The sequence below is a fragment of the Halobellus clavatus genome (assembly GCF_900107195.1).
GTDB classification, from domain to species: Archaea; Halobacteriota; Halobacteria; order Halobacteriales; family Haloferacaceae; genus Haloquadratum; species Haloquadratum clavatum.
This window is the reverse complement of the sequence record NZ_FNPB01000012.1, coordinates 1-25,568: the sequence shown is the minus strand read 5'-3', so window position 1 is coordinate 25,568 and position 25,568 is coordinate 1. Positions and strand designations below refer to the sequence as shown.

Here is a 25,568-nt window from a genome sequence, read left to right as displayed (position 1 = left end):
ACGAGTCCTTCGGTCTCGGCGCTTCCGGGCGACCGCTCGCGTTGGGGTACAGCGCGACGGGGAACACGGAACTCAAGAGGAGGCTCAGCAGCACGAACCGTCCCGGGAGGGCACCGCCGACCCACCACTCAGCGCCGACGATATCTGGTGGGGCCACCCCACCCAGAGGGTTCTTTCGATACAGACGCCGCTATCGCTCCATAGTCGGCGCAAAAAACCGCTCGACGCGGGACGTTCAGGTGACGGTCACGCGACGTTGAAGCCCTTGTCGCGGAGGAAGTCCTCGACGCGACCGGTGTGGTTCCCCTGCAGTTCGATGGCGCCGTCCTCGACTGTGCCACCGCAGGCGAACTTCGACTTCAGATCCGAGGACAGACTGTCCATATCGACGTCCTTGGGGTCGAACCCTTCGATGACCGTTACCTCCTTTCCGTAGCGGCGCTCGTCGATGCGGATGGTGATCTCCTGGGACTCTTTGGCGACGTCCTCGCAGACGCAGAGTTCCTCAGGGAGTCCGCACGTCGAGCAGACTTCCGACATTACAGCCCGAATCTACAAGATGGGGATATTAAACAGTATCGGGACCCCGCGTCGGTTGCACAGCCGCCGGGGTCGGTTCGGGTCACGGTGAGCCGGTCTCGCCGGCTGCCTCCGATCCTCTCCGCTCGGTGCCTCCCGATCAATCACCGGAGGCGTCGCACGAGCGGCGTCGCAGACCTGACCACCCGATCGGCGATCGCGACCGCCTCGGCGGCCTCCTCGCGGTCGACCCCCGAGCCGTACCGCGCCTGCTCGTACAACTGCCCGACGCGGGCGACGTCCGTGCGGTGTGGGTACGCGTCCGGCACCGACTGGAGGTACGACCGCGGCGTCTCTCCCGGTCGACGGGATCGGTACTCGCCGTCGAGTGCGGTCGCGATCCGCCGGTATGCGGTCTCGACGTCGGAGGCTGGATCCCGTCGTCGCTGGTGCTGGGCGGAGAGCAGGCGAATGGCTCGCTCGCCACGCCGCGTTCGCCGAGCGCCGGCCGCGACGCCGACGAGCGCCGCCGCGCCGATCAGCAGCGTCCGTCGCGAGGGAAGCCTGGGGAGCGAGATCGGAACCGAGTCGTCGACGGCGGTTTCGGCGGCCCCTCCCGGGCCGGAGCCCGGCGTCACGTTCACCGCCTCGGCGCTTGGCGTCCGGTTCCCCGCCGTCGCCCCCGCCGGAAGCTCGGGCGTCCCCGCCGTGGCTCCCGAGGGCGGTCCGACGGTCCCGTTCGATCCGTTGATGTCGACGCTGGGCTCGCCGCTCTGCCGCGCTTCGGTGACCCTGGTGTTCTCGGCTGCCAGACGCGGTTCGGCCGGTGTGGGATCGAAGCGGATCCACCCGACCTCCGGGAAGTAGACCTCTACCCAGGCGTGGGAGTTGAGCCCGCGGACGACGCGCTCGTCGTCGCCGACGGACTCACCGGGGGTGTAGCCGGTGACGAAGCGCGCCGGCACGCCCTCCGAGCGGAGCATCACGACCATCGCGGTCGCGTAGTAGGTGCAGTAGCCCGATTCGCGCTCGAAGAGGAAGGTGTCGGCGACGTCGCCGCTCGGCGCGGGCACGTCGAGCGAGTACTCCTTGTTCGCTTCGAGGTACCGCTCGATCGCGACCGCCTTCTCGTAGGGCGTCTCCGCGTCCCGGGTGACGTTCGCCGCGCGGTCGCGGACGCGCTGGGTCGTACTCTCCGGTAGTTGGAGGTACGCGTCGGTCACCCGATCCGGGTAGTCGGTTCCGGCCCGACGGAGCCGCTCGGCGTCCGCGTCGGGTACCTGACTCCGGACCGCGTAGGTCTCGCCGGCTTCGAGCGTCCGCCGTGGCCGGAGCGATCCCTGCGGCGTCACCACCGCCGCTTCGGCGATTGCGCCGCGGAGCGCCGTGGGGCGCCACGCCGCGGGCAGGATCGAAATGGCGTCTCTGGCTGTCACGGTCTGTTCGAGCGTCGTGGACGGCCCGGGCGGTCCCGACAACTGACCTCGGTAGGGGGCGGTCGATCCGGTCCGCACCCACCCGCTGCTCGTGTACCGGTCGTACGTGGCCGTCTTCCAGTAGGCGCGCCGGTCGCTCTCGACGGTGAACCGCACCGAGGGCGACAGCCGGATCTCCCCGACGATCTCGACCCGGTCCTGGGCGTCGATGAGGTTCGCCTCGACGGTCGGAGAGCCGCGGTCCGGGAGGATCGGCGCACTCGCCGCGCCCGGCACGACCGACAGCGTCGCCGACGCGACGATCATCGCCGCGAGGACGACGACGAGCGTGTCGAGGCCGTCGAACTCGATCCGGTGTCGATCGACCGTCGCCGCGGCGACGGTCGCGGTCGCACCGAGCACCCCCACGAGCGTCGTCACGCCGTCGGCGTCACCCGTGAGCACCACGAGCGCGAGCGCGCCCCCACCAGCGACCGTCGCGGCGACGTAGCGCCGCCTGACCGCGAGGTACCACGAGAGAAACACGGGGCCGGGCACCACCGCTGTCGCCCACACGCCCGCGCCGACGAGCCGGAGGACCGAGAGTCCCGTCAGCAGCGCCAGGGTGTCCGAAAGCGCGCGCTGCGGCGTCAGCAGGCGAAGTTGGCTCTCGGGCAGTGCGAGCAGGTACGCCGCGAATCCGAGGCCGAGGAGCACCGACGCGAAGACCACGGCGACGCGAACGTCGACGTACCGACCCACGAGGAGCGCCAACCCGAACGACGCGGCGACGACCAGGGCGAACTGCCGAGCGCCGCCGACCACGCCGGCGGCGTGTCCCAGGACGCTCGCGTACGACCAGGTCAACGCCAGCAGGCCGCCGACGGCCAGCGTTCGATGGCCGACGAGGCGGCGCGCCAGCGGGGCGCTCGAGTCTGCGGTGCTCATTCACCTTCCTCCCGTCGGATCGCACTGCTGGCTGCGACCGTCGTGGACGGAGCGTCGTGGTCGTCACCTGTCCTCGGCGCTCTTCCCCGGGCGTCGGCGCGGCCGTGCTCACCCTCGGCGTGTTCGATCAGGTCCTCGAACCGGCGCGTTCGATCGTCGAACCGGACTGTCACCCCGTCTTCGAACGCGACGACGGCCACGTCGACGTCGTCGGTCTCGTCCGGCAGCCGGCCCTCCTCGACGACGGCGAGGTGTTCGAGCAGTCCGCGCGTCCTGTCGGGGCTGGCGGTCGCCTCCCCCGACGGTGTCCGTACCGAGACCGTCGCGCCCTCGCGCACGAGCGCGACCGACACCGTCGCGGCTGCCTCTGCCATCGCATCAGCAGCCGACGCGGCCGGTGCCGCACGGTCGAACACGCCGTCGAAGCGGCCGTCGTCGCTGCGCCCGATCGCCTCCTCGTCCACGCCGGCAGCGACGACGACCTGTTCGGGGTCGGTCTCGGCGGTGAACTCGCGGATCATCAGTTCCCCGCGCTTGGCCGAGGACTTCCAGTGGACGTCACGCTGTGGGTCGCCCCTGACGTACTCCCGAAGCACGTCGAACTCGTCGCGTCGGTTCGCCCGCTCCGACCGAGCGAGTGCCCGGAGCGTCGCCTCGGCGGTCCCAGCGAGCCGCCTCGTACGGGGATACACGACGAGCGTACTGCGACAGTCCAGTTCGATCGCGCGCTCGAACAGCCCGAGGACGTCACTGACCGTGACCGTCACCGGGCCGATCTCGTGGGCACCGCGTCGCAGCCGCGTCACCTCGTACGTGACCGACCCGCCGACTGTGGCGTCACAGACCGCGTCGCTCGCCGCTGTCGTGCCGTTCGCCCCATCGTCGAGATTCGCCGCCTGGGCTTCGGCATCGACCGTCGCCACGCCGTCCGGGAGTCGGTCTCGAACGGTCGCCGGATACGTCCGGGGCGCTTCGAGCCGTAGTTCGATGGTTCCGGTCGTCCCGGGGATGTCGGCGGGTGGAAGCCTCCGCTCGACCGTCGGGGTCGGGGCCCGCCAGACCTGCACGGCCGCAGCAACGAGCGCCACGATGCCCGGGAGGACGACGGCATCGAGCGATCGCGGCCCGAACGTCGCACCCGCGGCGACGCTGGCGACGACGAGCGCGAGGACCGCGTATCCTCGTCGTGTGAGTTGCATCGGTCCTGCTCACTCGACGGCGACGTCTTCGAGCGCGCGCTCTACCACGGTCACGCCGTCGACGTCGCTCTCCGTTCGAATCCTGTGCCCCCAGACCGTCGGCGCCTCCGTCTGGACATCGTCGGGAACGACGTAACTGCGACCGCCGAACACCGCACGCACCTGAGCCGCTCGAACGAGCGCGATCGCCCCCCGTGGACTCGCTCCCAGGCGGGCGTGTTCGCGGGTGTATCTCGCCAACCGCGAGACGTACGCCCGAACGGGCTCGCGGACGGTGACTCCGGAGGCAGTCGCTCTCGCTCGCCTGACGTCGTGGACGCTCGCGACCGGTTCGAGCGACTCGATCGGGTGTTCGCCCGTGAGCCGGCCGAGCAGTTCCGTCTCCTCGTCCTCGCTGGGGTAGCCGAGCCTGATCTTCTTCGCGAACCGGTCGATCTCGGCTACCGGCAGTTCGTACGTCTGCCCCGGTTCGACGTCGTTCTGGGTCGCGATCACGGTGAAGGGGTCCGGCACCGCGTGGGTCCGGCCGTCGACGGTCACCTGTTGTTCGGCCATCACTTCCAGCAACGCGGCCTGGGTCTTCGGCGGCGCGCGGTTGATCTCGTCGCCGAGGACCACGTTCGCGAACACCGGGCCGGGCTGGAACTCGAACTCGCGGGTCTTCTCGTTGAACACGTTCACGCCGGTCACGTCCGACGGGAGGAGATCGGGCGTGAACTGGACGCGATTGAACGAGCCGTCGAGCGACGTCGCCACGGCCCGCGCGAGCATCGTCTTCCCGACGCCGGGGACGTCTTCTAAGAGCAGGTGGCCCCGCGAGAGGAGGGCGACGAGGATGTGCTCGACTGCGTCGCGGTGACCGACGATGACGCGCTCCACGTTGTCGGCGATGCGTGTCGTCAGTTCGGCCGCCTCGTCGACGGCGAGCGGGGAGACCGGGTCCGTCTCCGTCTCGGATCGGGCGTCTGCATCACTCATAGATGGGCAGAGTACGGGGCCGGTGAACCGAACGGGGCCCACGGCACCGTTGTCAATACGTTGTAACTGCCCCGCACACGTAACTTTGCTGGGCCGTCGCGTCCGCGCTGCATCTCGTCGACCGCCGGTCCGAGCCCCGCTCGCCTCGGACGCACTCTCGCGCCTGCTTCCCGTCCGCTTTTGGTCTTCGACGGCCGTCCGGTAGGTATGGAACGCGCCGAGTCCGACACGAGCGAGGCAGGGACCGGGGACGTCGGCGCAGCGTCGCCCGACGAGGAAGCGCCGCGGCCTGAAGGGCCCCCGCGGACGCTGTTGGAGCGCCGCGAGGAGCTCACGCCGATGCTCTCGCAGTATCTCGAACTCTGCGACGATCACCCCGACGCGATCGTCCTCTTCCAGGTCGGTGATTTCTACGAGGCGTTCTGCGAGGCGGCCGAGACGGTCGCGCGGGTCTGTGAGGTGACGCTGACCCAGCGGGAGGACTCGACGGGCACCTACCCGATGGCGGGGATCCCGATCGACAACGCGGCGTCGTATCTCGAATCGCTGCTGGAGGAGGAGTACCGCGTCGCGATCGCCGATCAGGTCGAGGACGCCGAGGAGGCGACCGGGCTGGTCGACCGCGCGGTCACGAACGTCGTCAGCCCGGGGACCGTGGTCGACGACGAACTGCTCGACCGCGCGAGCGCGACGTACCTCGGCGCGGTCGTCGGCGACGGGAGCGCGAGCGACGGCACAGGGGGCGAACACAGCGCGGGCGACGACACAGCGGCGTCGACTGCTCTCGCGACGCTCGACGTCTCGACGGGCGAGTGTCAGGTGACGAGCGCACCCGCCGACCGCGTCCGGACGGAACTCGAACGGCTCGCACCCGCAGAGATACTCGTCGGCCCCGACGCTCCCGTCGATCCCGGGACGTTCGACTTCGAGACGATGGTGACCGAGCGCGACCCGGCGACGTTCGATCTCGATCGGGCCGACACGACGCTTTCGGCGTACGTCGCAGAGCCGACGGCCGTTCTCGACGCGCCGGTCGAGCGCCGAGCGGTCGGAGCCTTGCTCGACTACGCCGAGTACACGCAGGGCGACGACGGCGCGCTCTCGTACGTCTCGCGGATCCGCCGGTACGATCTCCGGGCGTCGCTCCGGGTCGACGGGACGGCGATGCGGAGCTTAGAACTGTTCGACTCCAGGCGGCCGGGTCGCGGCGAGACGCTCTTGGACGCCGTCGATCGGACTGCCTGCGCCCTGGGGCGGCGGACGTTGGAGTCCTGGCTCCGCCGACCGCTCGTGGAGGCGGACCTGATCGAGCGCCGTCACGACGCCGTCGCGGAGTTGCTCGACCGCCCGCTGGTCAGAGAGACCGTCCGTGACTACCTGTCGCAGGTGTACGACATCGAACGCCTCGCCGCCACTGTCTCCCGCGAGCGAGCGAACGCCCGCGACCTCCGGTCGCTGCAGGCGACGCTCGCCGTCGTCCCCGAAATCAAGGCGGCGCTCGAGGACGCGGAATCTGCGGCGCTCTCCGAACTCCGCGCGGACCTGGACGAACTCGCAGACGTCCGCGACCTGATCGACCGGGCGATCGTTCCGGACCCGCCGCAGGAGATCACCGAAGGCGGAGTGATTCGGGACGGCTTCGACGACGAACTCGACGAGATCCGCGCGACCGAGCGAGAGGGCCGGGAGTGGGTCGACTCCCTCGAGACGCGCGAACGCGAGCGGACCGGCATCGACTCCCTCGAAGTCGGCTACAACCAGGTCCACGGGTACTACATCGAGGTGACGAATCCGAACCTCGATCGGGTCCCCGACGACTACACCCGCCGACAGACGCTGAAGAACGCCGAGCGGTTCTACACCCCGGAGTTGAAGCGCCGCGAAGAGGAGATCCTCTCCGCGTCCGAGCGCGCCGACGCCCTCGAGTACGAGACGTTCCGGGCGGTCCGCTCGCGAGTCGCCGAGGAGACCGACCGGCTCCAGTCGCTCGCGGACGCGCTGGCCCGCCTGGACGTCCTGTCAGCGTTCGCCGCCGTCGCCGCCAGCGGGGACTACGTCCGCCCGGAGATGGGCGCGGCGACGCTCCGGATCGACGCGGGCCGACATCCGGTCGTCGAGCGCACGCAGGCGGAGTTCGTCCCGAACGGGATCGACTTCGCGGCGGGGCACGTCGCCGTGATCACCGGGCCGAATATGAGCGGGAAGTCGACGTATATGCGGCAGGTCGCGCTGATCTGCCTGCTCGCACAGGCGGGGAGCTTCGTCCCGGCGGACGCGGCCGAACTCCCGGTCCTGGACCGCCTCTTCACCCGCGTCGGCGCCTCCGACGACATCGCGGGCGGGCAGTCGACGTTTATGCGCGAGATGGCCGAACTCACCGACATCCTCCACGACGCGACCGAGGAGTCGCTGGTCCTCCTCGACGAGGTCGGTCGCGGGACCTCGACGACCGACGGGTTGGCGATCGCCCGGGCCACGACGGAGTTCATTCACGACGAGGTCGGCGCGACGACGCTGTTCGCGACCCACTATCACGACCTGACCGATCTCGCTGCCGACCTGCCGGACGCCTTCAACCTTCACTTCACCGTGAGCAAAGGCGACGAGGGGACGACCGACGCCGCCGATAGCGGGACGGGTGACGCCGACGACACCACGCCGACGGAGAGCCGGGCCGGAGGCGACGCCGGGTCGGGGACCGACGTGACGTTCCTCCACCGCGTCGCCGAGGGGCCCTCGTCGTCGTCCTACGGCGTCGAGGTCGCGGAACTGGCAGGGGTTCCGGATCGGGTCGTCGCTCGCGCACGCGAGTACGTGCGAGCGTCGTCGACGGAGCCGTCGTCCGATTCGCGGAGGGACGACCCCTCGGGCGCCTCACCCTCTGAGGATTCGACCACCGACGCGAGCGGCGCGTCTCCGGACGAGCGCGGGGACACCCTCGCAGCGTACGTCGACGGACTCGACGACGCGTCGAACGGCGACCGCTTCGAACTCGACGGCGACGCCGGACACGGATTCGGCGACGACGAACGCGAGGTTCTCGCGGAACTGCGGGACCTCGACGTCGCGCGGACGACGCCGCTCGAAGCGCTCAACACGCTCGAACGCCTACGCCGGCAACTAGATGAGTGACGAGCGTTCGGACGCGACGGCGCGCGACGCGGCCGTGCGGCGACTGAGCGAGGAGACGGTCGCCAGCGTCGCCGCCGGGGAGGTGATCACTCGGCCGGCCGACGTCGTCGTCGAACTGCTCGAAAACGCCCTCGACGCGGGTGCGTCCCGGGTCGACGTCGCTGTCGCCGGCGACGGTACCGAACGGCTCCGCGTTCGCGACGACGGGCAGGGGATGAGCCGCTCTGACGCCGAAATCGCGGTCGAGCGGCACACGACGAGTAAACTCCGTGAGGACACGGAACTCTCCGCCGTCGAGACACTCGGCTTTCGCGGCGAGGCGCTACCGAGCATCGCCACTGCGGCGACGCTGGAGGTGGTGACGAACGACGGTGGCCCACGCGGGACCCGCGTCGTCGCGGCCGGCGGTCCCGGCGCGGACAGCGTCGAGGCGGTCGGACGCGGGCGCGGGACCACCGTCACCGTCCGGGATCTCTTCGGGTCGACACCGGCGCGCCGGGAGTCACTGGCCGCCTCGCGCACCGAGTTCGCTCGCGTGAGCGACGTGGTCTCGCGGTACGCGCTGATCCGTCCGGACGTCGCCGTTTCGCTCACCCACGACGACTCGGAAGTGTTCTCGACGCCGGGAACGGGCGAATTCGACGACGCACTGCTGGGGGTGTACGACCGCGAGGCTGCGGCCCGGTCGACGGCAATCGATGCCACCACCACGGCCTCCAGTGCCGAGATCGGGGTTCGCGGCGTCCTCGTGCATCCGTCGACCACCCGCGCTCGCCAGGATCACGTCTACGTCGCCGTCGACGGCCGGCCGGTGCGGAACGCCCGACTTCGTCGCGCCGTCGTCGAGGGATACGGCGACCTCCTGCCCGATGACCGCGCCCCGATCGCGGTCGTCTCGGTCTCGCTTCCGACTGCGTGGGCCGATCACAACGTCCACCCGCGGAAGCGGGAGGTCCGACTCCGTGACGCCGAGGCCGTCGCATCGGTGATCGCGTCGACCGTCGGGGATGCGCTCTCGACCGCCGACGTGCGCCACGCCGAGTCGCTCTCGACGGATCTCGACGCGTCGCTGGAACCCCTCGAGGGGGCCGACTCGGACTTCACCGACGTACGCGTGCTCGGGCAGTTCCGCGACCTCTATGTGCTCTGTGAACGCGGTTCCGACCTCCTCGTGGTCGACCAGCACGCGGCGCACGAGCGAGTGAACTACGAGCGGCTCCGAGCGGCCGTCGACGGCGACGTCCCGAGCGTGGCCGTCGACCCGCCCGAGCGCGTTCGGCTGACACCCGCTCAGTCCGCTGCGATCGAACCCCATCGCGACGCCCTCGCTGCGGTTGGATACGACGTCGACTTATTCGGTGAGACGTCGGTCCGCGTTCACTCGGTCCCCGCTCCGCTGGGACGAACGGCCGCCCCCGAGACCGTTCGCGACGCGATCGACGCACTTCGTCACGGCGAGACCCCCGACGACGGCCGCGAGGACCTGCTGAAGGACCTCGCGTGTCATCCCTCGCTGAAGGCGGGGACGGAATTGCCCGACGACGCGGCGACTGAACTCGTCGAACGTCTCGGCGCGTGCGAGAACCCGTACGCGTGCCCGCACGGCCGGCCGACGGTGCTCACGATCGACGAGGCGACGTTCGTCCGTGGGTTCGGCCGACGCGGAACGCGGATGGATCGGTGAGTGCCGCCGGACCGGTCTCTGCTCCCCATCGAATCGCGCCCCTCGCAGCGACGGGATCCGGTAACGATTTGGCTCCGTCGTGAGCAGCGTCGGTCGATGAACGTCGGTCGGAGAGTCGTCGTCCGCTGGATCGGTGGCCCGGTATGAGCTTCGCCGCCTCAGTCACTCAGGAAGCGCGTGCGCTCGTCGGCGACGGCAAAGGCCGGTCGCTCGCTACGATCGCGGGTACCTGGGGGGTCCTCCTCGGAACGCGAATGATCTACCCCGTGCTCCTCCCGTACTTCCGTGAGTCGTACGGACTCAGCCTCACCGTCGCCGGACTCCTGGTGACGATCCTGTGGCTCGGCTCTGCGCTCGGCCAACTTCCCGGTGGCATCCTCGCCGATCGCTACAGCGAGCGCTCGATGATGGTCGCCGGCGCGCTCGTCGTCGCGTTCGCGATCGGGGCGCTCGTTCTCTCCCCGACGGCGCTGGCGTTGTTCGCGGCGACCGCACTGATCGGTGTCGGACAGTCGCTGTATCCGATCGCGCGAATCACGATGCTCGCCGACATCTATCCCGATCGGATCGGGAGCGCGCTCGGCGCCACGATGGCCACGGGCGACCTCGGGCAGACCGTCTTTCCACCGATTGCGAGCGTGCTCGCGGCGGCTATCGCCTGGCAGGCGGGAATCGGATTCGTCGCGCCGCTCCTCGTCGTCGGCGCGGTTGCGCTGTGGGCGGCGCTCCCCGCCCAGGCCGACACCGACGGCGGCATCGACACACTCTCGATGGATACCGCCAGGCACGTTCTGGCCGAACTCAGCCGCGAGAACGTCGTGTTCATCGCGTTCATCCTCTTTCTGTACATCCTCATCTGGCAGGCGTTCACGGGCCTGTATCCGACGTACCTCGTCGAGGAGAAGGGGCTCGCCTCCTCGACGGCGTCGCTGCTGTTCAGTCTCTTCTTCGCGGTCGGTGTCGTGGTCAAGCCGGTGGCCGGGGCGACGTACGATCGCGTCGGACTCCGGTGGTCGCTCGTGGCGGTCCTCTCCGGCCCGGTCGTCGGCTTTGCGGTCCTGCCACTCGTCGAGGGGTTCGCAGCGCTCATCGCCGTCACCGTCGTCGTGAGTCCGATGCTGGGTTCGGGTGCGATCACGCAGTCGTACTTCTCGGACGCGTTCTCCGAAGAGATTCGCGGGACCGGGCTCGGCGTCGTCCGAACCGCAACCGCGACGCTCGGCGCGGCCGGCCCCGTGCTGTTCGGACTGCTTGCCGATCGCGGGTACTTCGACGAGGGCTACTGGCTCCTCAGCGGCGTGGTGCTCGTCGTCGTGCTGTTGACGCTCCGACTTCCGTCCGAGTGATCGATCGACGACGCCGGCCGCGACCTACCACTCTTTGCAGTCGACGCACACTGCTCCCTCGGAACCGGTGGCGATCCACAGCCGTTCGACGACCGTCTCACAGTGCGGACACTCGACACCCGACGGCTCCCAGCGATACGTCGCCGTCGCCGGCTCGGCCTCCGCTGGGTCGACGGCTTGCCGTTCGCCGTCGGTCGCGGTTTCGTCACCGACAGCCTCGCTGGCCGCGGTTTCGTCACCGACAGCGTCGTCGGTCGCGGTCTCCTCGCCCGTCGTCCGACCGTCCGCGTCGCCGCCGGTGTCGCCGTCTGCGTCGCGGCGCTCCGTGGACTCCTCCGCGCCGCGGTGATCCGTGGATCCCTCTGTCTCCTCGGAATCGGACTCGCTGTCGTCCGGTGGGCCCCCATCGTCGGCACCGACGAACTCCTCGAGCGATCGGTCCCGGCCCTCTCGACTCATAGTCGTCTCGAGTCGCGGCGCGGACTTAGCGCTGGTGGACCCCGCGTGTGGCGCTCGATGGCGAACAGCCGGCACGTGACCCCGATCCGTGCCCACGCCGACGTGCCGGACTCCCGCTGTCCGACGTGGGACTGCTACTACGTCACGGGGGTGTTGGCCTCGGGTTCGTATATAAACGCTCGCGCTGGATCTCGACAGAATGGAAACGTACTCGGTGCCCGGCCGACAGGTCCGGATATGACCGCGCCGTTCTTCGAGCGACTGGCAGACCGAATCGAGCGGGTCGACAGCGTCGTCTCGGTCGGACTCGACGCCGACCGCTCGCGACTTCCGGACCACCTCGCGGAAAAGGACCTCCCGCAGTGGGCGTTCAACCGCCGTATCATCGACGAGACGCACGAACACGCCGCCTGTTACAAGCCGAACGCGGCGTTCTACGAGGACGCCGAAGGGTGGCGAGCGCTCCGCGAGACGATCGCGTACGCACACGGCAAAGACGTCCCCGTCCTCCTCGACGCGAAGCGCGCCGATATCGGCAACACCACGCGGCAGTACGCGCAGTTGCTGGACGAAGTCGACGCCATCACCGTGAATCCGTATATGGGCCGAGACTCGCTGCAGCCGTTCTTGGACCGCGAAGACAAGGGCGTCTTCGTCCTCTGTCGCACCTCCAACCCGGGCGGTGCGGATCTGCAGGACCTCGAACTCGACTCCGGAGAGGCAGTCTACGAACGGGTCGCCGCCCTCGCTGACCTGTGGAACGAACACGGGAACGTCGGGTTAGTCGTCGGCGCGACCGCGCCGGACGAACTGGAGTCGATCCGCGCGCAGGTCCCCGACCTCCCGTTTCTCGTGCCCGGCATCGGCGCTCAGGGTGGCGACGCAGAGGCGGCCGTCGAGCACGGCTTGGCCGAACTGGACGGAGCGGGCGACCCTGGCGACGGAGACTCGTCGGCGGACCGGACGTCGTCCGGGGTCGGTGTCGGACTCGTCAACTCCTCGCGCGGGATCATCTTCGCCGGCGAGGACGAGGGCGAGGCGTTCGCGAAGACTGCCGGGAACGCGGCGCGGCGGCTGAAGCGGCGGCTGAATCAGTACCGAAACGACGACGCGTGAGGTCGGGCGAGACGGTTCGGCTCACCGGAACTCCGGAACGTCCTCGTCGCTCTCGGCGAAGACGTCGTCGCGCCCCTGGGGATCGGCGCAGTGGACGCAGAGGCCACGGTCCTGCTCGAAGTGCACCGAACAGACGGCGGCCCCGCAGCGGTGACACACGTACTCGGCCTCGCGCTGTTCGCACACCTGACAGACGCCGGTCACGCTCATACCGCAGCGTTGCGGGCGCGCCCACTTGAGTCGCGGGGGCGCCCCGGCCACCGGGACGAGCAACGCTCTTTGTCCCCGCGGCCGATGAACGAATATGGGCATTACGCTGTACGCGCTCGACGGTTGTCCGTACTGTGAGACAGTCCACGACGCGCTGCGCGATCACGACATCGACTACGAGACGAAGTGGGTCGAGGGACTGCACTCCGAACGCGACGAGGTCAAGCGCGTGAGCGGCCAGCGCGCGGTCCCCGTCCTCATCGACGAGGAGCGCGGCGTCACGATGAACGAGAGCGAGAACATCCGCCAGTACGTCGAACAGACTCTGGCGGACGCACGCCAATGAAGATCTACACCGGCCGCGGCGACGAGGGAATGACGGACCTCCGGGATATGTCCCGCGTCTCGAAGACGAGTCCCCGGATCGAGGCCTACGGCACCGTCGACGAGGCGAACGCCCTGATCGGCACTGCCCGACCCACGGGCTACGACGACATCGACGACGTCCTCGCACGCGTCCAGAACCACCTCCACATCGTCCAGGCGGACTTCGCCAATCCGGCGCCCGACGACGACGATCCCGCCGTGGAAACCGTCCACGTCGAGGAACTCGAGGACGCGATCGACGAGGCCGACGAGGAACTCGATCCGCTCGAATCGTTCATCCTCCCCGGTGGGAGCGAGGTGGGGGCGACGCTCCACCACGCACGAGCGGTCGTCCGGCGGGCCGAACGCCGTGCAGTCGACCTCGCGGCCGACGATCCGGTGAACGGCGAAGCCATCCGATACCTCAACCGTCTCTCGGACGCGCTGTTCGTCCTGGGCCGACTCGTCAACGCCCGTGAGGGCGTGCCCGAGGAGTCGCCGACGTACTGATCGTCGCGAAAGACGCCGAAGAAGAACGCTTAAGTCCGGCCACGGGGAAGGGCCGATGCACGGGTCGGTGGTCTAGTCCGGTTATGACGGCTCCTTCACACGGAGCAGGCCGGCGGTTCGAATCCGCCCCGACCCACTCGTTTTCCTGACACGTATGAAGGAACTGAAGAGACCCCTGATTACTATCGGATCCCGACAGGTCGTTGCGCTCCTCGGCAGGCAGCGTCCCGTCGTCGACGCTCACTCTCCCCCACCGAACGAAACCCGCCCGGCACGCCACTCCCAGGCCACCTCGATGCTCAACCACGCGACGAGCCACAGCAACAACAACGCGAACGCGATCGCAGTCGATGAGAGCATCTGGAGCGATTCCGCCGCGCCCGCCAGCGCGGGATACACTGCGACACCCGTCACGAGCATCACGACGAACCCGATTAGACTGCAGGTGTAGTGCTCGATCGGAGTGACAGTGTCCGAATCGGGGACCTCCCGTGACTCTGGGTCCTCACGATGCTGTCCGCCTCCCTGAATCGGTTCATATATGCGCCCCCACATACGACAACGTACACCATACTTCGTGATAAATATTGCCGCGGTTCTCGCCAGGTGACGACGAGGGGCTCAAGCCTTCGACAGTCGCGGACGGCGGAGTTATGCCCGTCGCGTTCCGAACGAGGTGTATGCCAATGAAGGGCGGCGAGACGGACGGGTATCGAGAGATCGACCGCTGGGACCGTGGCGTCGGGTGGATCGCCTACCCCGACGAACAGATGCAGCGTGCGAGCCACGCGCTGGTCGGCGACGAGGGCGGCGTCTGGGTGATCGACCCGGTCGATGCGCCCGACCTCGACGAACTGCTGGCCGAGTTCGGTGACGTCGCGGGCGTCGTCCTCGGGCTCGATCGACACAAGCGCGACGCCGCGGCGGTCGCGACGCGCCACGAGGTGCCCGTCTATCTCCCGCGGTGGATGTCGGACGTCGAACGCGAACTCGATGCCCCGGTCGAGCGCTACGGCAGCGAGCTCGGCGATTCGGGCTTCGAGCCGGTCAAGATCCGCGACTCGAGTCTTCCCCGGTGGCAGGAAGTCGGGCTGGTCCACCGCGAGGACGGCACGCTGCTGGTCCCGGAAGCCGTCGGGACCGCGTCGTTCTTCTGTGCGCCCGGCGAGCGACTCGGCGTCCATCCGGTTCTGCGACCGATCCCGCCGCGGAGAGCGCTCACGCGGTACGATCCCGACCGGATCCTCGTGGGGCACGGTGCAGGCGTGATGAACGACGCCGCGTCAACGCTGCGGCGGACGCTCGACGACGCGCGGACCAATATGCCGGGTGCCTACGGCCAGATGATCCGCGAACTCCTGTCGTAGACGCCTCGCACCCGCCTCGGACGCGGGCCATCGGTCGCCAGCGTCCGACGGGGTTTTGCTTCTGCCCGCCGTTCGTCCGCTGTGGTGTACATCACCCGCGGGCTCCTCGACGCGCTACTCGAGATGGCCGAGGCCGAAGAGCCGTCGTCCGTCAGTGTCGTGCTCGCGTCGACGCCGGCGGGTGAGTTCGAGAGCGAACTCGCGCTCGACGACGACACGCCGGTGCTGACGCACTTTTATTTCCCCGACGCCAGCGGGTCGGTCGCGGCGGTCTTCGGCGTCGACCTCGGAACTCCAGCGGGTCGCGGCCGCGCGCGGTTCGTCTCACACCCGCAGGGCCCACTCGAGGCCACGCGGGAGGACACCTTCGCCGCTGCGGTCGTCGTCGCAGTGCCCCCGTGGGACCGATCCTCCTGTGCGGCATTCGACCGCAACGACCGCGAACTCGACCTCGACGTTCTCGATTCTGAGCCCCCGCAGGAGACGCTACAGTAGCGGCTGGGACTGATTGCCGACCGCCCGCGTCGCTCTCGCGTCCGGCTCAGCGATCGAGATAGCCGAGATCGGCGAGTTGGGCGGCGATGTCCTCGAACTCCGCTTCGGTGAGTTCGCCCTCGCGCTGGTGCTGGATCACGATGCTCCGGAGGAGGAACCGCACGAGATCGCTCGTACTCGAGAAACTCGTCCCCTCGATCGTGTCGTCGACGCGGTCGGCCAGGTCCTTCGGGATCGAGACGGTGGTGTATTCGGTCATCCCTGGCGAAATGACGCGACCGGGCCACAAAACCCTGCGGACTCGGCGGTTCGCCGGGACGCTGGCTCATCTGCCGGAGCCGGGGGTTTTTCACTCCCCGCGGTCCTAACCCTCCTCAATGGCTGTCAGACCACCGCAGCAGGGCGATGACGAGCCCGACTCTCTGGAGTTCGGCATCGCGGCGCTTACCCCTTACCTCTCCGAGGCGAACCTCACGTTTCCTGCCACTACCGACGAGATCGTCCGGGCGCTCGGCGACCCCGCGATTCCGTACGACGCCAACGGGAACGCGGTTGCGCTCTCGGAGGCCCTTGCGGCTGTGAATCGGAGTCAGTTCGACACGCAACGGGAACTCCTCGACGCGCTGCATCCCGTCCTCGAGGAGTATCGCGAGTCGGGTGGCGGCCTGTTCTCACAGCTCCGGGCGCTGCTTCCGTTCTAGAACCCACCTTTTTCGGCCTCGGGTTCGCTCCGCGAACCGCTCGGCGCAAAAATCTGGATCAAAAAGTGCCGCTCGGCTCGCGTTCGCGAGCCTCGCGGTGCGATACGGAGCGACTACTGATTGCTTGTTCTCAGGCGTCTTTTTATTCACGGGCTCCGCATTCTCCCGACTCGACGTCGGAGATACTGCGGTGTCCTATTCGGAGCCGTTTTCCTCTTCGATCTTTTGCAGGGTCTCGCGGTGCAGCGACAGCACCAGGTCGGCGAGGACGCCGAACATCAAGAGCTGGACGCCGACGATGATGCCGAACCCCGACACGACAGCCAGGATCTCGTGCGGGACGCGTACTGTGATCCACTCCACGAGCACGTAGGCGGCGATGATGGCCCCGCTGACGGTCGAGAGCACACCGAGGCTCCCGAAGTAGAACAGCGGATTGTTGGTCTTCGCGCGGCGGTACAGTTCGAGGAAGATGATCCCGCCGTCGCGGATCGGCCGGAGGTTCGTGTCCGAACCGGACGGCCGTGGGAGGTACGAGATGGGCACGACCGTCGTGGGAATCTGGTGCTTCGCGCACTCGACGGCCATCTCCGTCTCGACGCCGAAGCCGTCCGAGGAGAGCGTCATCCGCAGGAACGACTCGCGGGTGAATGCGCGGTAGCCCGAGAGGATGTCCCCGAAGTTCTCGCCGTGGACGAAGGCGAATCCGCGGTTGATGACTCGGTTCCCGAACTGATTGAACCGGGTCATCGCGCCCTCGCGGAGGTCCGCGAAGCGATTGCCGATGACGTGCTCCGCGTCGCCAGCGAGAAGCGGTTCGAGCATCGCCTCCGCGTCCTCGACGCGGTAGGTCCCATCGCCGTCGAGCATCAGTACGTACTCGCGGTCGACGTGGTCGCGGATTCCCTCGCGGACGGCTTGGCCCTTTCCCGATCCCGACTGGTAGACGACGCGCGCACCGTGCTCTGCGGCGACTTCGTCGGTGCCGTCCTCCGAGTGCCCGTCGACGACGAGGATGTCCTCGAAGCCCGCGCTCCGGAAGTCGTCGACGACCCGTCCGATCGTCTCGGCCTCGTTGTAGGTCGGCACGAGGACGCAGACGTCGTCGTACTCCATCATCGGGAGTGGGTCGGGGAGAGGTGAAAGTGGTTCCGGAAACGGTGTGATTCAGGTTCCGGCGGGACCGCTGGGGTTTTTGTACCGGTCGGCGAAGAGGGAGATATGCGAAGAATCGTTCGCGGACTCGTCAGTGCCGTCGCAGCGTTGCTGTCGCTGACAGGGCTTCCGTATGTTATCTATCTCGCTCTCGCGAAAATCTGGGATCCACAGGGCTCACCTGCGGACAAACAGCCCGCTGAACCCACAGTCAGCATCGTCCTGCCGACGTACAACGAGGAGCGGATTGTCGAGAACAAACTTCGGGATATCGTTTCGCTCGACTATCCGATGGACAAGGTTGAGGTCGTCGTCGTTGACTCCAGCGACGACGAAACTCGAACGGTGATTCGGGAGTTCTTCGCGAACCGACAGACGCCCGATTTGACGCTCCTTGAAGAGGACGAGCGTCGTGGGCTCGCGCCGGCTCTGAACGATGCCTACGCCGCGGCGTCGAATGAGATGGTCGTCAAGACCGACTGCGATTCGAAGCTTGCGGCCGATGCGCTTCGAGAAGCTGCGGCGAACTTGGCCGATCCAGATGTCGGTGCCGTAACCGGTCGGAATGTCGACGTGCTGGGCGGCAGCGAGGTTGAGGAGGGCTATCGAGACGTGCAAGCGACGATTCAGACGCTGGAGTCACATCTCGACTCGACGCTCATCTTCCACGGGCCCTTCTCGGCGTTCGAGAACGAGGAGATCGTACCGATTGATCCGGATTCGATCGCCGACGATACCGAACTCGCGCTGAAGATCCGAAAGAGTGGGAAGCGGGTCGTGTTTGACCCCGAAATTCGGTACAAGGAGGCGTCGCACTCGGCGTTCGGCAAGCGTCGGACACAGAAGGATCGCCGCGCGATGGGGCTGATTCGGCTATTGCTTCGGAACCGCGGGATACTGGGCCGGTACGGGCTGTATGGTGGAGTCGTGTTGCCGTTCAACTGGTGGTTTATGTTGGTGTCGCCGTGGCTGTTGGCTGCGAGTCTGGGGCTAGCGACGGTTACTGGGATACTCCTCACGGGGCCGCTGGGGTTCGTGGTGCCCGCGTCTGCTGGGGCGTTCACCTTCCTCGGTTCGCGGGATAGGCTGGGGCCACTGCAGTCCGTGTATGCCGTGTTCGACACGCAGGTGTCTCTGGTCTTCGCTGCGGTAAAATTGTGGCGCGGTGGGGGTTCTGCGGTGTGGGACGTCGATGATGAACTGCGAGACGCATTCGAATAAAGAACCCAATCTGGGAGTCAGAATGAAAAATACTGTCACTGACCTATTTGATGAATGTGATAGTGCTGTCAGAGTGACCACACCACTCTGTGGATGGTTGTATCTGACCCAGCTGATGGATATGTCTTCTATCTGGGAAGACGGTCTAATCAAATAAAAGTCAAATAAGCGATTATATTTAATTATCAGTGCCTCAAATATAGACTATCCAACAGTGCACCAGTATATCGATAAACTTAGAACTGAACTGATCTAACCACTATTGGTGAAAACTGCAGTCGTTCACGATGGGACAATTCATCCAGGTGGTGCTGTTCGTGTCGTCATTGAAGCTGCACGAGCGCTTGATGCAGATCTTTTTGTAGGCTTTTCTGGGATGGATCGAGAGTGGTGGTCGAGACGAGTTCCAAACAACGTGAAGATTCTCCGGTCCACTTCGCGAGATAGTACTTTTAATAGTATTCGAACTGCCCTGTCGATGCTAAAGCTTGATATTCGCGAGTACGACTGCGTACTTACTAGTGGCCCTGCGACGAAATTCTTCCAACCATACGATGATCAACTCCGTATTCATTATCTTCACCATCCGCCTCTATCGTCGCTGTGGTTCACAGGTGGCCTGTTTGATTACACGGTCAAGACTATAGATCGGGTCGAGACATTATCTATCCCGCACATACTCGCAAACAGCGAACTGACGTCAACACGAGCGTTCCGTCACTATAACCGCGAAGTGGATCGTATCCTCTCCCCACCGGTGGATGTCGAAAAATATTCTACCGATTCCAACCGCGTTGAGGGTCAAGTAGTAATGGTCGGACGACTTGAAGATAGAAAACGGACTACGCTCGCTGTTGAGGCGATGCGTCATATCCCGGATTACACACTTAAATTAATCGGCGATGGGCCGCTTCGTAAGAAAGTCGAAAGAGATTCGCCCTCGAATGTCGATATACTCGGATATGTGGATGATGATACATTACGGTGTACGGTTCAAAAAAGCGTTGCAGGGATATTCTTGGCTGAACGTGAAGATTTCGGAATTACCCCAATTGAGTACCTCGCGGCGGGGACACCGGTTGTCGGTGTTGACGAACCGAATACGAACAACCAGATCAGCAGAGAAACTGGCGTACTCGTTGATCCAGAACCGAGTGCTGTCGCGAACGGAATACGAGACGCTATCGAGCAGGATTGGAACCGAAGTCGGCTCCGGAAAACTGCAGAGCAATTCGGAGCAGAGCGGTTTCGGACTGAGCTGCAGGAGTTTGTTGAAGTGGCGTATATTTAAGTAGACGTGGTGAGGCTTCTGTTACTAAGATGGCCCGACAGAGTCTGAAGTTCCGCCCTCAACCAGTTCTCCTCTACTACGACCCACATCCCGTTCATAAGAGGATGGCGTCATATGTCGGTGCCGAATTAATTCAGTGTGAAACCGGAAGCCCGATATCTCGGATCCAATCCGGCCGTAATCGAGACTTCGGCGAACGTCCTGTTATTGTTGAGGGTGGCGTTCCCCTTGCTGAGGGAGCAGTCGTGAAAATATTGGGTCGGTGTGGTCCTCTCATCGCACTAGGGGCAGATTCGACATACCACGACCTTATTAATCCAATGCCGAGTAGAACCCGAACAAGTCGGTTAGCACACCGTATCTCTCAGCGGTTTATTGACGGGACGCTTGCTGTAAGTGAACGTATCGCGACGATAGCCGAACAGTATACCAGCGGGCCGGTGCGGGTCACACATCCATTCGTCAAATCTGACCGGTACGACAGACTCAAATCTATCGACCCGTCGCTCGATACAACGCGGATCCTCTGTGTCGGGAAATATCGCGAAAAGAATGGTCAGGACCGGTTGATTGAGGCGCTTTCCCTGACCGAAACGGAGACAACTGTTGATTTTGTCGGACCAGATACGGAAGAAATCGAAGAGACCGAACAAATCAAAACCTACGGATTCGTGACTGAAGACCGTCTAATTGAATTATTTGAATCTGCGTCTTTACTCGTGTTCCCAGCCTCAGTTGGAGCCTTTCCGGTTGCGACTCTCGAAGGATTCTGTGCGGGTCTTCCGGTCCTTACTACGCATACAGTCGGGACCGCCACCCTCGCCAGGGGTGTCTCAGGGAGGCTTGTTGTCAACCCTACTCCTGCTGCCCTAGCGCAAGGGATCGATTGGTACTTTGGCCTTCCAGTTGCTCGGCGTGAGGAGCTCGGTCGGCGGGCACATAACTACGGGTCAGGCTTCGATGAGCCGTCGAGACTGGAGGCGTTTGCGTTCGAGTTACGGAATCTTCTTGAGGACATAGAGTACGAAGTAACCATCGTCAATGACTGATAAACCGAACATCGTTCTTGTATCGTGGGATAGTGTCCGTGCGGATCACGTCTCAAGGTACGGATACGGGCGTGAAACAACCCCTACGCTGGATAAATTAGCCGATAGGGGACTGGTGTTTCACAACGCACAGGTACCCGCCGTTGGAACCCCAGCCAGCTTTACTGGAATGTTCTCAGGGAAGCACGCGACCGGGAGTATGGAATATCCGAATCCGGAGCATTGGCGGACAGCGAACGAAGGGCGGACCCTTCTCCCGGAATTACTTCAAAAGGAAGGATACCATACTGGTGGATTTCACTTCAACGCGTTAGTCAGTTCTTCATTCGGTTGGAATCGCGGCTGGGACATTTATGAAGACCACCTCTGGGACTCTGACGACAGCACGGAATCAGGATTGAAAAAACGGGTGTATGATCTTCTCCAACGATTTGATCTGGCGAACTTTGTCGTTGATCTCAAACGGACCGCTGTGGGTGCGACGCCACCACATTGGGAGCAGATGTGGAACGACATCGCCGCATTCATTGAGAACGCACCTGAACCGTTCTTTTTGTGGGTTCTCTTAATCGACACGCACCATCCGTGGTACGCTCCTCCAGAGCACCATCACTGGGATCAACCGGGGATCCGCGAGACGTATGCTTGGAACTACGCGATGCGTCGATATCGAGATCTCGTTGGGGAACGTCGACCTGCCATCGTCAACGCCTACGATAACACAATTCGATACGCAGACGTGTTCCTTGATCGGCTGACAAAGAAACTTGAGGTGGAAGGGTATGGCCGATCTCCACTAATTATTCACAGCGACCACGGCGATGAACTCGGCGAACACGCGAATTACGGCCACAGACCACTAATGTATGATACCGTGACTCGCGTCCCATTAGTAATGACAAATGTCGGTGAAACCGGTCACATCGACGGTCCGACCTCACTGTTAGACCTCGGAAGCACGATCCTTGATCTCGCTGACACCGACCACCGTCCGGGTAATCGATCATCTCTGCTTGACGGCGAACGTACCGACCGAGACTACGTCACCGTACAAAACGTGATGAAAGACGGGGATCGGATGGCTGCTGTCGTTGGTGAGGAATGGAAAGTGCTGTATCATCCTGAAGGGAACTGGGGTGCGAAGCCGTTCCCCGAGGAGAGTTGGGAGGCGTATTACCGAACTGAAGATCCGATGGAGCGTGAGGATCGGTGGGGAGAACACCCCACTGAACTTGAGGATCAGCTCATCGAATTGTTAAACGAAGAAGTTCACAACGTCGAAAGTGGGAGTGAAAAAGTGGACGAACACACCGAAGAGCGACTTCGAGAGCTCGGATATATTGAATGATATGAGTTTGACAGAGAAATTAGCGTACGCAGCCGACGAATTTCGGGAAAATTATAAAGATCCGATGTGGTGGCGGCATCGGGTAGGCCACAGAGTCAACGGGACATTTCAGGTAAACATCTACCCTAGACGTAGCGGCTCAACGTACGTCTCTGAAGCCGACTGGGATCTGTTGATTGTTCTCGATGGATGCCGAGCAGACCTGTTTGAGGAGGTGGTAGATACTGATCGGTTCGACAGCTATCGACGAGTGAAGAGCCCGGGAAGCAAAACTCCAGAATGGGCTCGACAGAACTTCGGTAACGGAGAGTTCGGAGATACGGTCTACATCGCTTCGAACGGACAGGTCTCAAAGGCGATTGATCCAACATTTCACCGGATGATTGAGGTTTGGCAGTCTACCGATGGCGTCCCGTATCCCGAAGACATCTCAGAGGCTGCACGGGTTGCCAGTCGCGACTACCCCAACAAACGGATTGTCGCTCACTATCTCCAACCTCATCGGCCTTTCATCGTTTCGGAGGATCGCTTCAGCGAAGGATTCACCGACAATCCTTGGCAAGCACTAGCAGTCGGAAATGTTGATTGTGAAACCGTGTGGGATCTTTATCGTCGAAATTTAGAGGCTGTCATCGAACATGCGTTCGATCTAGCAGAGAAGATTCCCGGTCGAGCCATCGTTACTTCCGACCACGGAAATCTATTGGGAGAGCGTACATATCCAGTCTTCATTCGATTGTATGGTCATCCCGGTGGTGTCCGTCACCCCGGACTTGTAGACGTCCCGTGGGGTGTGATCGAGTCTGATAACCGTCCTGAAATCCAAAGCGAAGAAATCGGTGAGGTGACAAAAAAAGAAGAGGCAGTCCGAGATCATCTCGCCGATTTAGGATACTTCTGATTCTTCTGTAGTCATTTCCACGATCGACCAGGACGTGGGTTCGAGAACCTAGACACGAGTTTTCTCCCGACTCGGGAACCGAGAAGGCTCATCAGTAGTGTAGCATAGCTCTCTGCGTTGGACGGATCGTAACGGATAGCCTTTAGAAGTGATCGCTGTGCACGCCAAACTTCTCCGTGTTCGAGTGAATCCTTCCCATACATATAATATGCATCCCCAAGTTTGCGGTCTTGAAGCGATGCAAGAAATGGGTACAACTCTACTGCTTTTTCCGCAATATACTTGCGTTCTTCGAACATCCGCTCGTAATTACCGCTGGTATTATCACCGTGATACCGTTTCTCCAAGAGCAGTTCGTCCAAATACTGAATATCACATTCATCGGCGAGCCTTAACCATATGTCGTGGTCACAGTTGATATGTAGATTCTCATCAAACCGATGTCCAGCGATAGCTTCGCGCCGGACTGTCACTGACTGAATACATATGAAGTTTCCCAAGAACAGTTCCCGTATGAATCGTTCATTATTGGTCTGTTCTGGCGGGCGTTCACTTCGTCTGATCCCAGTTCGGTTCCCTTGCTCATCAATGTGGTACACGTTTGAGTGAAGAATATCTGCACCCATTTTTTCGATAATAGCCAGTTGACGTTCAAGCTTCTCGGGGAGCCAGCGGTCATCTTGTCCAATGAAGGCAAAGTATTCGCCCGAACCCTCTTCAAGACCAGTATTCCGGGCACCTGCATACCCTCTGTTTTCCTGTCGAATGCAGGTGACGCGATCATCATCAGTATATTCTTTGAGAACTTCGATAGTCCCATCCGTAGATCCATCATCGATCAGGAGGAGTTCGAGATCGGTCAATGTCTGATTGAGGACGCTCTCAATGCTCTCTCGGAGCCATCGCTCTTTACGTGTTGTCGATACCGCATTGTAGCAGGGAATACTTACACTGACTCGTGTCATCGTAGGATGATTTCAATACTCATTTTTCCACCCAGGGATTGAATCGTTCGGTATTTCACTCTCTCACCCCCAAAGGAATAAACAATTTCTTTCCTGAGCTAGCCTATAGATCGGATCCGGAACACCTCTTCATCACAGTCGGTTGTCTTAGAGCGACTCGCCTCCCTAAACACATATACGATCATAATATGACTGGAGTCTTGATTTAATTGGAACTTGTTGAATCGCCGGACTGAGTAACTGAGATCGGCCAATCTTGGGGTTTGAACGTCGTCTTGTGGATTGAGAGAGAAAGCAACCTTTTCTGAAGTGTACCGAACTTGTCAACCACGTTTTGAGGAGCTAGACGAACCCGACACTACCGTCCGGAGCAACGGGTTCTCGGAAGCGTTCTAGATTGCGATGCATATACATCGTATCGATGCGAAAGAAACCTACTGCAGTCCGGAAACATTGCTGGAACGGACGCCATCATTCGAGATACGCTAGGTTTAGATTACAAGGACGTTCCAGACTGATCAACGCCCTGTGAGTGATATCAAGACTTGAGCTTGATGCTCTGACAACTGCTTCTCGCATATTTGGTAGTGATATCAAATATCTCTGGTTATGCAGCTATCGACAGCACGTTCTTCGAGCGTCGCTAAGGCAGTTCTTATGCGTGTCCAGAAAAGGTCACACACTCGACAAGCTGAAAAGAGACGTTATTGATTGCTATAAATCATCAGGTAGATATCAATATTAACCATAGGATAGGAAAACGTACGGCATCCAGATCGCTCGGCGTAACTCCGGCGACTACAACTCTTGCTGAGGACAAGGGCTGAGACTCGCAGAAATAGCGCGAGTATCTTCGTTCTCATCGACGGGTCGTGTTTAGTTTGGAGCATTGAGCCAGGCGGCAAATGCTTGGAGCCAATTTTCGGCGGTTTGCGGCTCAACGTGGCTGAAACAGTTGGAGAACGACGAGGTGCGACGCTTGAGTTCTCGAAAGATTCGCTCGATGGCATTCCGATTTCCATTCCGTTCGGTTTGAAATCGGAGTGAAGCTCTGGCCAGCGCAGTTTGGAGGTGTTGAGCGCCATCGACCAGAAACACTGCGGATTCGACATCGTGTTTCTCGCGCAGTTCACGGAGAAAGATCTCGGTCAATGCGGTCGTCGTCGTTGAAAACAGCCGCAGATGCAGGAGAT

Annotated in this window: 24 protein-coding genes, 1 tRNA gene and 1 pseudogene; 15 read left to right on the top strand and 11 right to left on the bottom strand. The window is 63.3% G+C overall.

Features of this window, described 5'->3' with window-relative positions:
- Positions 1 to 246 precede the first annotated feature (246 nt).
- The 4 genes from yciH to BLU74_RS14770 all read right to left on the bottom strand — a co-directional run bounded on the left by yciH (position 247) and on the right by BLU74_RS14770 (position 5,059).
- Positions 247 to 540 (bottom strand): stress response translation initiation inhibitor YciH, encoded by a 294-nt coding sequence (gene yciH, locus BLU74_RS14785; RefSeq protein ID WP_089768705.1) that lies wholly within the window; start codon positions 538 to 540, stop codon positions 247 to 249.
- 143 nt (positions 541 to 683) lie between these two features.
- Positions 684 to 2,882 (bottom strand): transglutaminase TgpA family protein, encoded by a 2,199-nt coding sequence (locus tag BLU74_RS14780; protein WP_089768702.1) that lies wholly within the window; start codon positions 2,880 to 2,882, stop codon positions 684 to 686.
- Positions 2,879 to 4,081 carry a DUF58 domain-containing protein gene (locus BLU74_RS14775; protein WP_089768700.1) on the bottom strand — a complete coding sequence of 401 codons (1,203 nt, stop codon included), beginning with the start codon at positions 4,079 to 4,081 and terminating at the stop codon, positions 2,879 to 2,881. Before BLU74_RS14775 ends, BLU74_RS14780 begins: the two co-directional genes overlap by 4 nt.
- A 9-nt stretch (positions 4,082 to 4,090) precedes the next feature.
- On the bottom strand, positions 4,091 to 5,059 hold the full coding sequence (locus BLU74_RS14770; RefSeq protein WP_089768698.1) for an AAA family ATPase: 969 nt from the start codon (positions 5,057 to 5,059) through the stop codon (positions 4,091 to 4,093).
- Between the two features lie 207 nt (positions 5,060 to 5,266).
- Between BLU74_RS14770 and mutS the strand changes: the two genes are divergently transcribed.
- From mutS to BLU74_RS14755, 3 genes are all read left to right on the top strand, one after another.
- On the top strand, positions 5,267 to 8,191 hold the full coding sequence (gene mutS / locus BLU74_RS14765) for a DNA mismatch repair protein MutS (RefSeq protein WP_089768696.1): 2,925 nt from the start codon (positions 5,267 to 5,269) through the stop codon (positions 8,189 to 8,191).
- A complete protein-coding gene (gene mutL / locus BLU74_RS14760) occupies positions 8,184 to 9,875 on the top strand; it encodes a DNA mismatch repair endonuclease MutL (protein ID WP_089768694.1) in 1,692 nt (563 codons plus the stop codon). The genes mutS and mutL overlap by 8 nt, the downstream gene beginning before the upstream one ends.
- 143 nt (positions 9,876 to 10,018) lie before the next feature.
- Positions 10,019 to 11,221, top strand: coding sequence for an MFS transporter (locus tag BLU74_RS14755; protein WP_089768692.1), 1,203 nt, complete (start codon positions 10,019 to 10,021; stop codon positions 11,219 to 11,221).
- Between the two features lie 24 nt (positions 11,222 to 11,245).
- On the opposite strand, the gene BLU74_RS14750 is transcribed toward BLU74_RS14755, so the two are convergent.
- Positions 11,246 to 11,680: a DUF7573 domain-containing protein gene (locus BLU74_RS14750; protein WP_089768689.1), complete on the bottom strand. Its 435-nt coding sequence runs from the start codon at positions 11,678 to 11,680 to the stop codon at positions 11,246 to 11,248.
- Between the two features lie 237 nt (positions 11,681 to 11,917).
- Between BLU74_RS14750 and pyrF the strand changes: the two genes are divergently transcribed.
- On the top strand, positions 11,918 to 12,796 hold the full coding sequence (gene pyrF, locus BLU74_RS14745; protein WP_089768687.1) for an orotidine-5'-phosphate decarboxylase: 879 nt from the start codon (positions 11,918 to 11,920) through the stop codon (positions 12,794 to 12,796).
- 21 nt (positions 12,797 to 12,817) lie between these two features.
- Here pyrF and BLU74_RS14740 read toward each other — a convergent pair whose 3' ends face one another.
- Positions 12,818 to 13,006: a zinc finger HIT domain-containing protein gene (locus BLU74_RS14740; RefSeq protein ID WP_089768685.1), complete on the bottom strand. Its 189-nt coding sequence runs from the start codon at positions 13,004 to 13,006 to the stop codon at positions 12,818 to 12,820.
- A gap of 94 nt (positions 13,007 to 13,100) precedes the next feature.
- On the opposite strand from BLU74_RS14740, the gene BLU74_RS14735 reads away from it, so the two are divergent.
- The 3 genes from BLU74_RS14735 (at position 13,101) to BLU74_RS14725 (ending at position 14,018) form a co-directional block, all read left to right on the top strand.
- Positions 13,101 to 13,352, top strand: a complete 252-nt coding sequence (locus tag BLU74_RS14735) for a glutaredoxin family protein (protein ID WP_089768683.1) — start codon at positions 13,101 to 13,103, stop codon at positions 13,350 to 13,352.
- Positions 13,349 to 13,882: a cob(I)yrinic acid a,c-diamide adenosyltransferase gene (locus tag BLU74_RS14730; protein WP_089768681.1), complete on the top strand. Its 534-nt coding sequence runs from the start codon at positions 13,349 to 13,351 to the stop codon at positions 13,880 to 13,882. Before BLU74_RS14735 ends, BLU74_RS14730 begins: the two co-directional genes overlap by 4 nt.
- Before the next feature lie 61 nt (positions 13,883 to 13,943).
- Positions 13,944 to 14,018: transfer RNA gene (locus tag BLU74_RS14725), tRNA-Val, on the top strand.
- Positions 14,019 to 14,122: 104 nt separating this feature from the next.
- On the opposite strand, the gene BLU74_RS14720 is transcribed toward BLU74_RS14725, so the two are convergent.
- A complete protein-coding gene (locus BLU74_RS14720) occupies positions 14,123 to 14,437 on the bottom strand; it encodes a hypothetical protein (RefSeq protein ID WP_089768679.1) in 315 nt (104 codons plus the stop codon).
- Positions 14,438 to 14,562: 125 nt separating this feature from the next.
- Here BLU74_RS14720 and BLU74_RS14715 point away from each other — a divergent pair, with 125 nt between their 5' ends.
- Positions 14,563 to 15,249 carry a hypothetical protein gene (locus BLU74_RS14715; RefSeq protein ID WP_175454670.1) on the top strand — a complete coding sequence of 229 codons (687 nt, stop codon included), beginning with the start codon at positions 14,563 to 14,565 and terminating at the stop codon, positions 15,247 to 15,249.
- Positions 15,250 to 15,330: 81 nt separating this feature from the next.
- Positions 15,331 to 15,744, top strand: coding sequence for a JAB/MPN domain protein-containing protein (locus BLU74_RS14710; RefSeq protein WP_089768675.1), 414 nt, complete (start codon positions 15,331 to 15,333; stop codon positions 15,742 to 15,744).
- 46 nt (positions 15,745 to 15,790) lie between these two features.
- On the opposite strand, the gene BLU74_RS14705 is transcribed toward BLU74_RS14710, so the two are convergent.
- A complete protein-coding gene (locus BLU74_RS14705; RefSeq protein WP_089768672.1) occupies positions 15,791 to 16,003 on the bottom strand; it encodes a ribbon-helix-helix domain-containing protein in 213 nt (70 codons plus the stop codon).
- 118 nt (positions 16,004 to 16,121) lie between these two features.
- On the opposite strand from BLU74_RS14705, the gene BLU74_RS14700 reads away from it, so the two are divergent.
- Positions 16,122 to 16,445, top strand: coding sequence for a DUF5789 family protein (locus BLU74_RS14700; protein ID WP_089768670.1), 324 nt, complete (start codon positions 16,122 to 16,124; stop codon positions 16,443 to 16,445).
- 195 nt (positions 16,446 to 16,640) lie between these two features.
- Here the strand turns inward: BLU74_RS14700 and aglJ are convergent, their stop codons facing one another.
- Positions 16,641 to 17,561, bottom strand: coding sequence for an S-layer glycoprotein N-glycosyltransferase AglJ (gene aglJ / locus BLU74_RS14695; protein ID WP_089768845.1), 921 nt, complete (start codon positions 17,559 to 17,561; stop codon positions 16,641 to 16,643).
- 105 nt (positions 17,562 to 17,666) lie between these two features.
- Here aglJ and BLU74_RS14690 point away from each other — a divergent pair, with 105 nt between their 5' ends.
- The 5 genes from BLU74_RS14690 to BLU74_RS18600 all read left to right on the top strand — a co-directional run bounded on the left by BLU74_RS14690 (position 17,667) and on the right by BLU74_RS18600 (position 23,410).
- Positions 17,667 to 18,821, top strand: coding sequence for a glycosyltransferase (locus tag BLU74_RS14690; protein ID WP_089768668.1), 1,155 nt, complete (start codon positions 17,667 to 17,669; stop codon positions 18,819 to 18,821).
- 265 nt (positions 18,822 to 19,086) lie between these two features.
- Complete coding sequence (locus BLU74_RS14685; RefSeq protein ID WP_139175849.1) at positions 19,087 to 20,112, top strand: glycosyltransferase; 1,026 nt, start codon at positions 19,087 to 19,089, stop codon at positions 20,110 to 20,112.
- Between the two features lie 29 nt (positions 20,113 to 20,141).
- Entirely contained in the window at positions 20,142 to 21,161 is a 1,020-nt protein-coding gene (locus BLU74_RS14680) for a glycosyltransferase family 4 protein (RefSeq protein ID WP_089768664.1), read from the top strand.
- Positions 21,154 to 22,509, top strand: coding sequence for a sulfatase (locus BLU74_RS14675; RefSeq protein WP_089768662.1), 1,356 nt, complete (start codon positions 21,154 to 21,156; stop codon positions 22,507 to 22,509). Before BLU74_RS14680 ends, BLU74_RS14675 begins: the two co-directional genes overlap by 8 nt.
- A gap of 1 nt (position 22,510) precedes the next feature.
- A complete protein-coding gene (locus BLU74_RS18600) occupies positions 22,511 to 23,410 on the top strand; it encodes a hypothetical protein (RefSeq protein ID WP_139175847.1) in 900 nt (299 codons plus the stop codon).
- Between the two features lie 11 nt (positions 23,411 to 23,421).
- Here the strand turns inward: BLU74_RS18600 and BLU74_RS14670 are convergent, their stop codons facing one another.
- Together BLU74_RS14670 and BLU74_RS14665 are read right to left on the bottom strand one after the other, a co-directional pair.
- Positions 23,422 to 24,375 carry a glycosyltransferase family 2 protein gene (locus BLU74_RS14670; protein ID WP_089768659.1) on the bottom strand — a complete coding sequence of 318 codons (954 nt, stop codon included), beginning with the start codon at positions 24,373 to 24,375 and terminating at the stop codon, positions 23,422 to 23,424.
- A gap of 876 nt (positions 24,376 to 25,251) precedes the next feature.
- Positions 25,252 to 25,568, bottom strand: a pseudogene (locus tag BLU74_RS14665) (DDE-type integrase/transposase/recombinase); the annotation flags it as partial.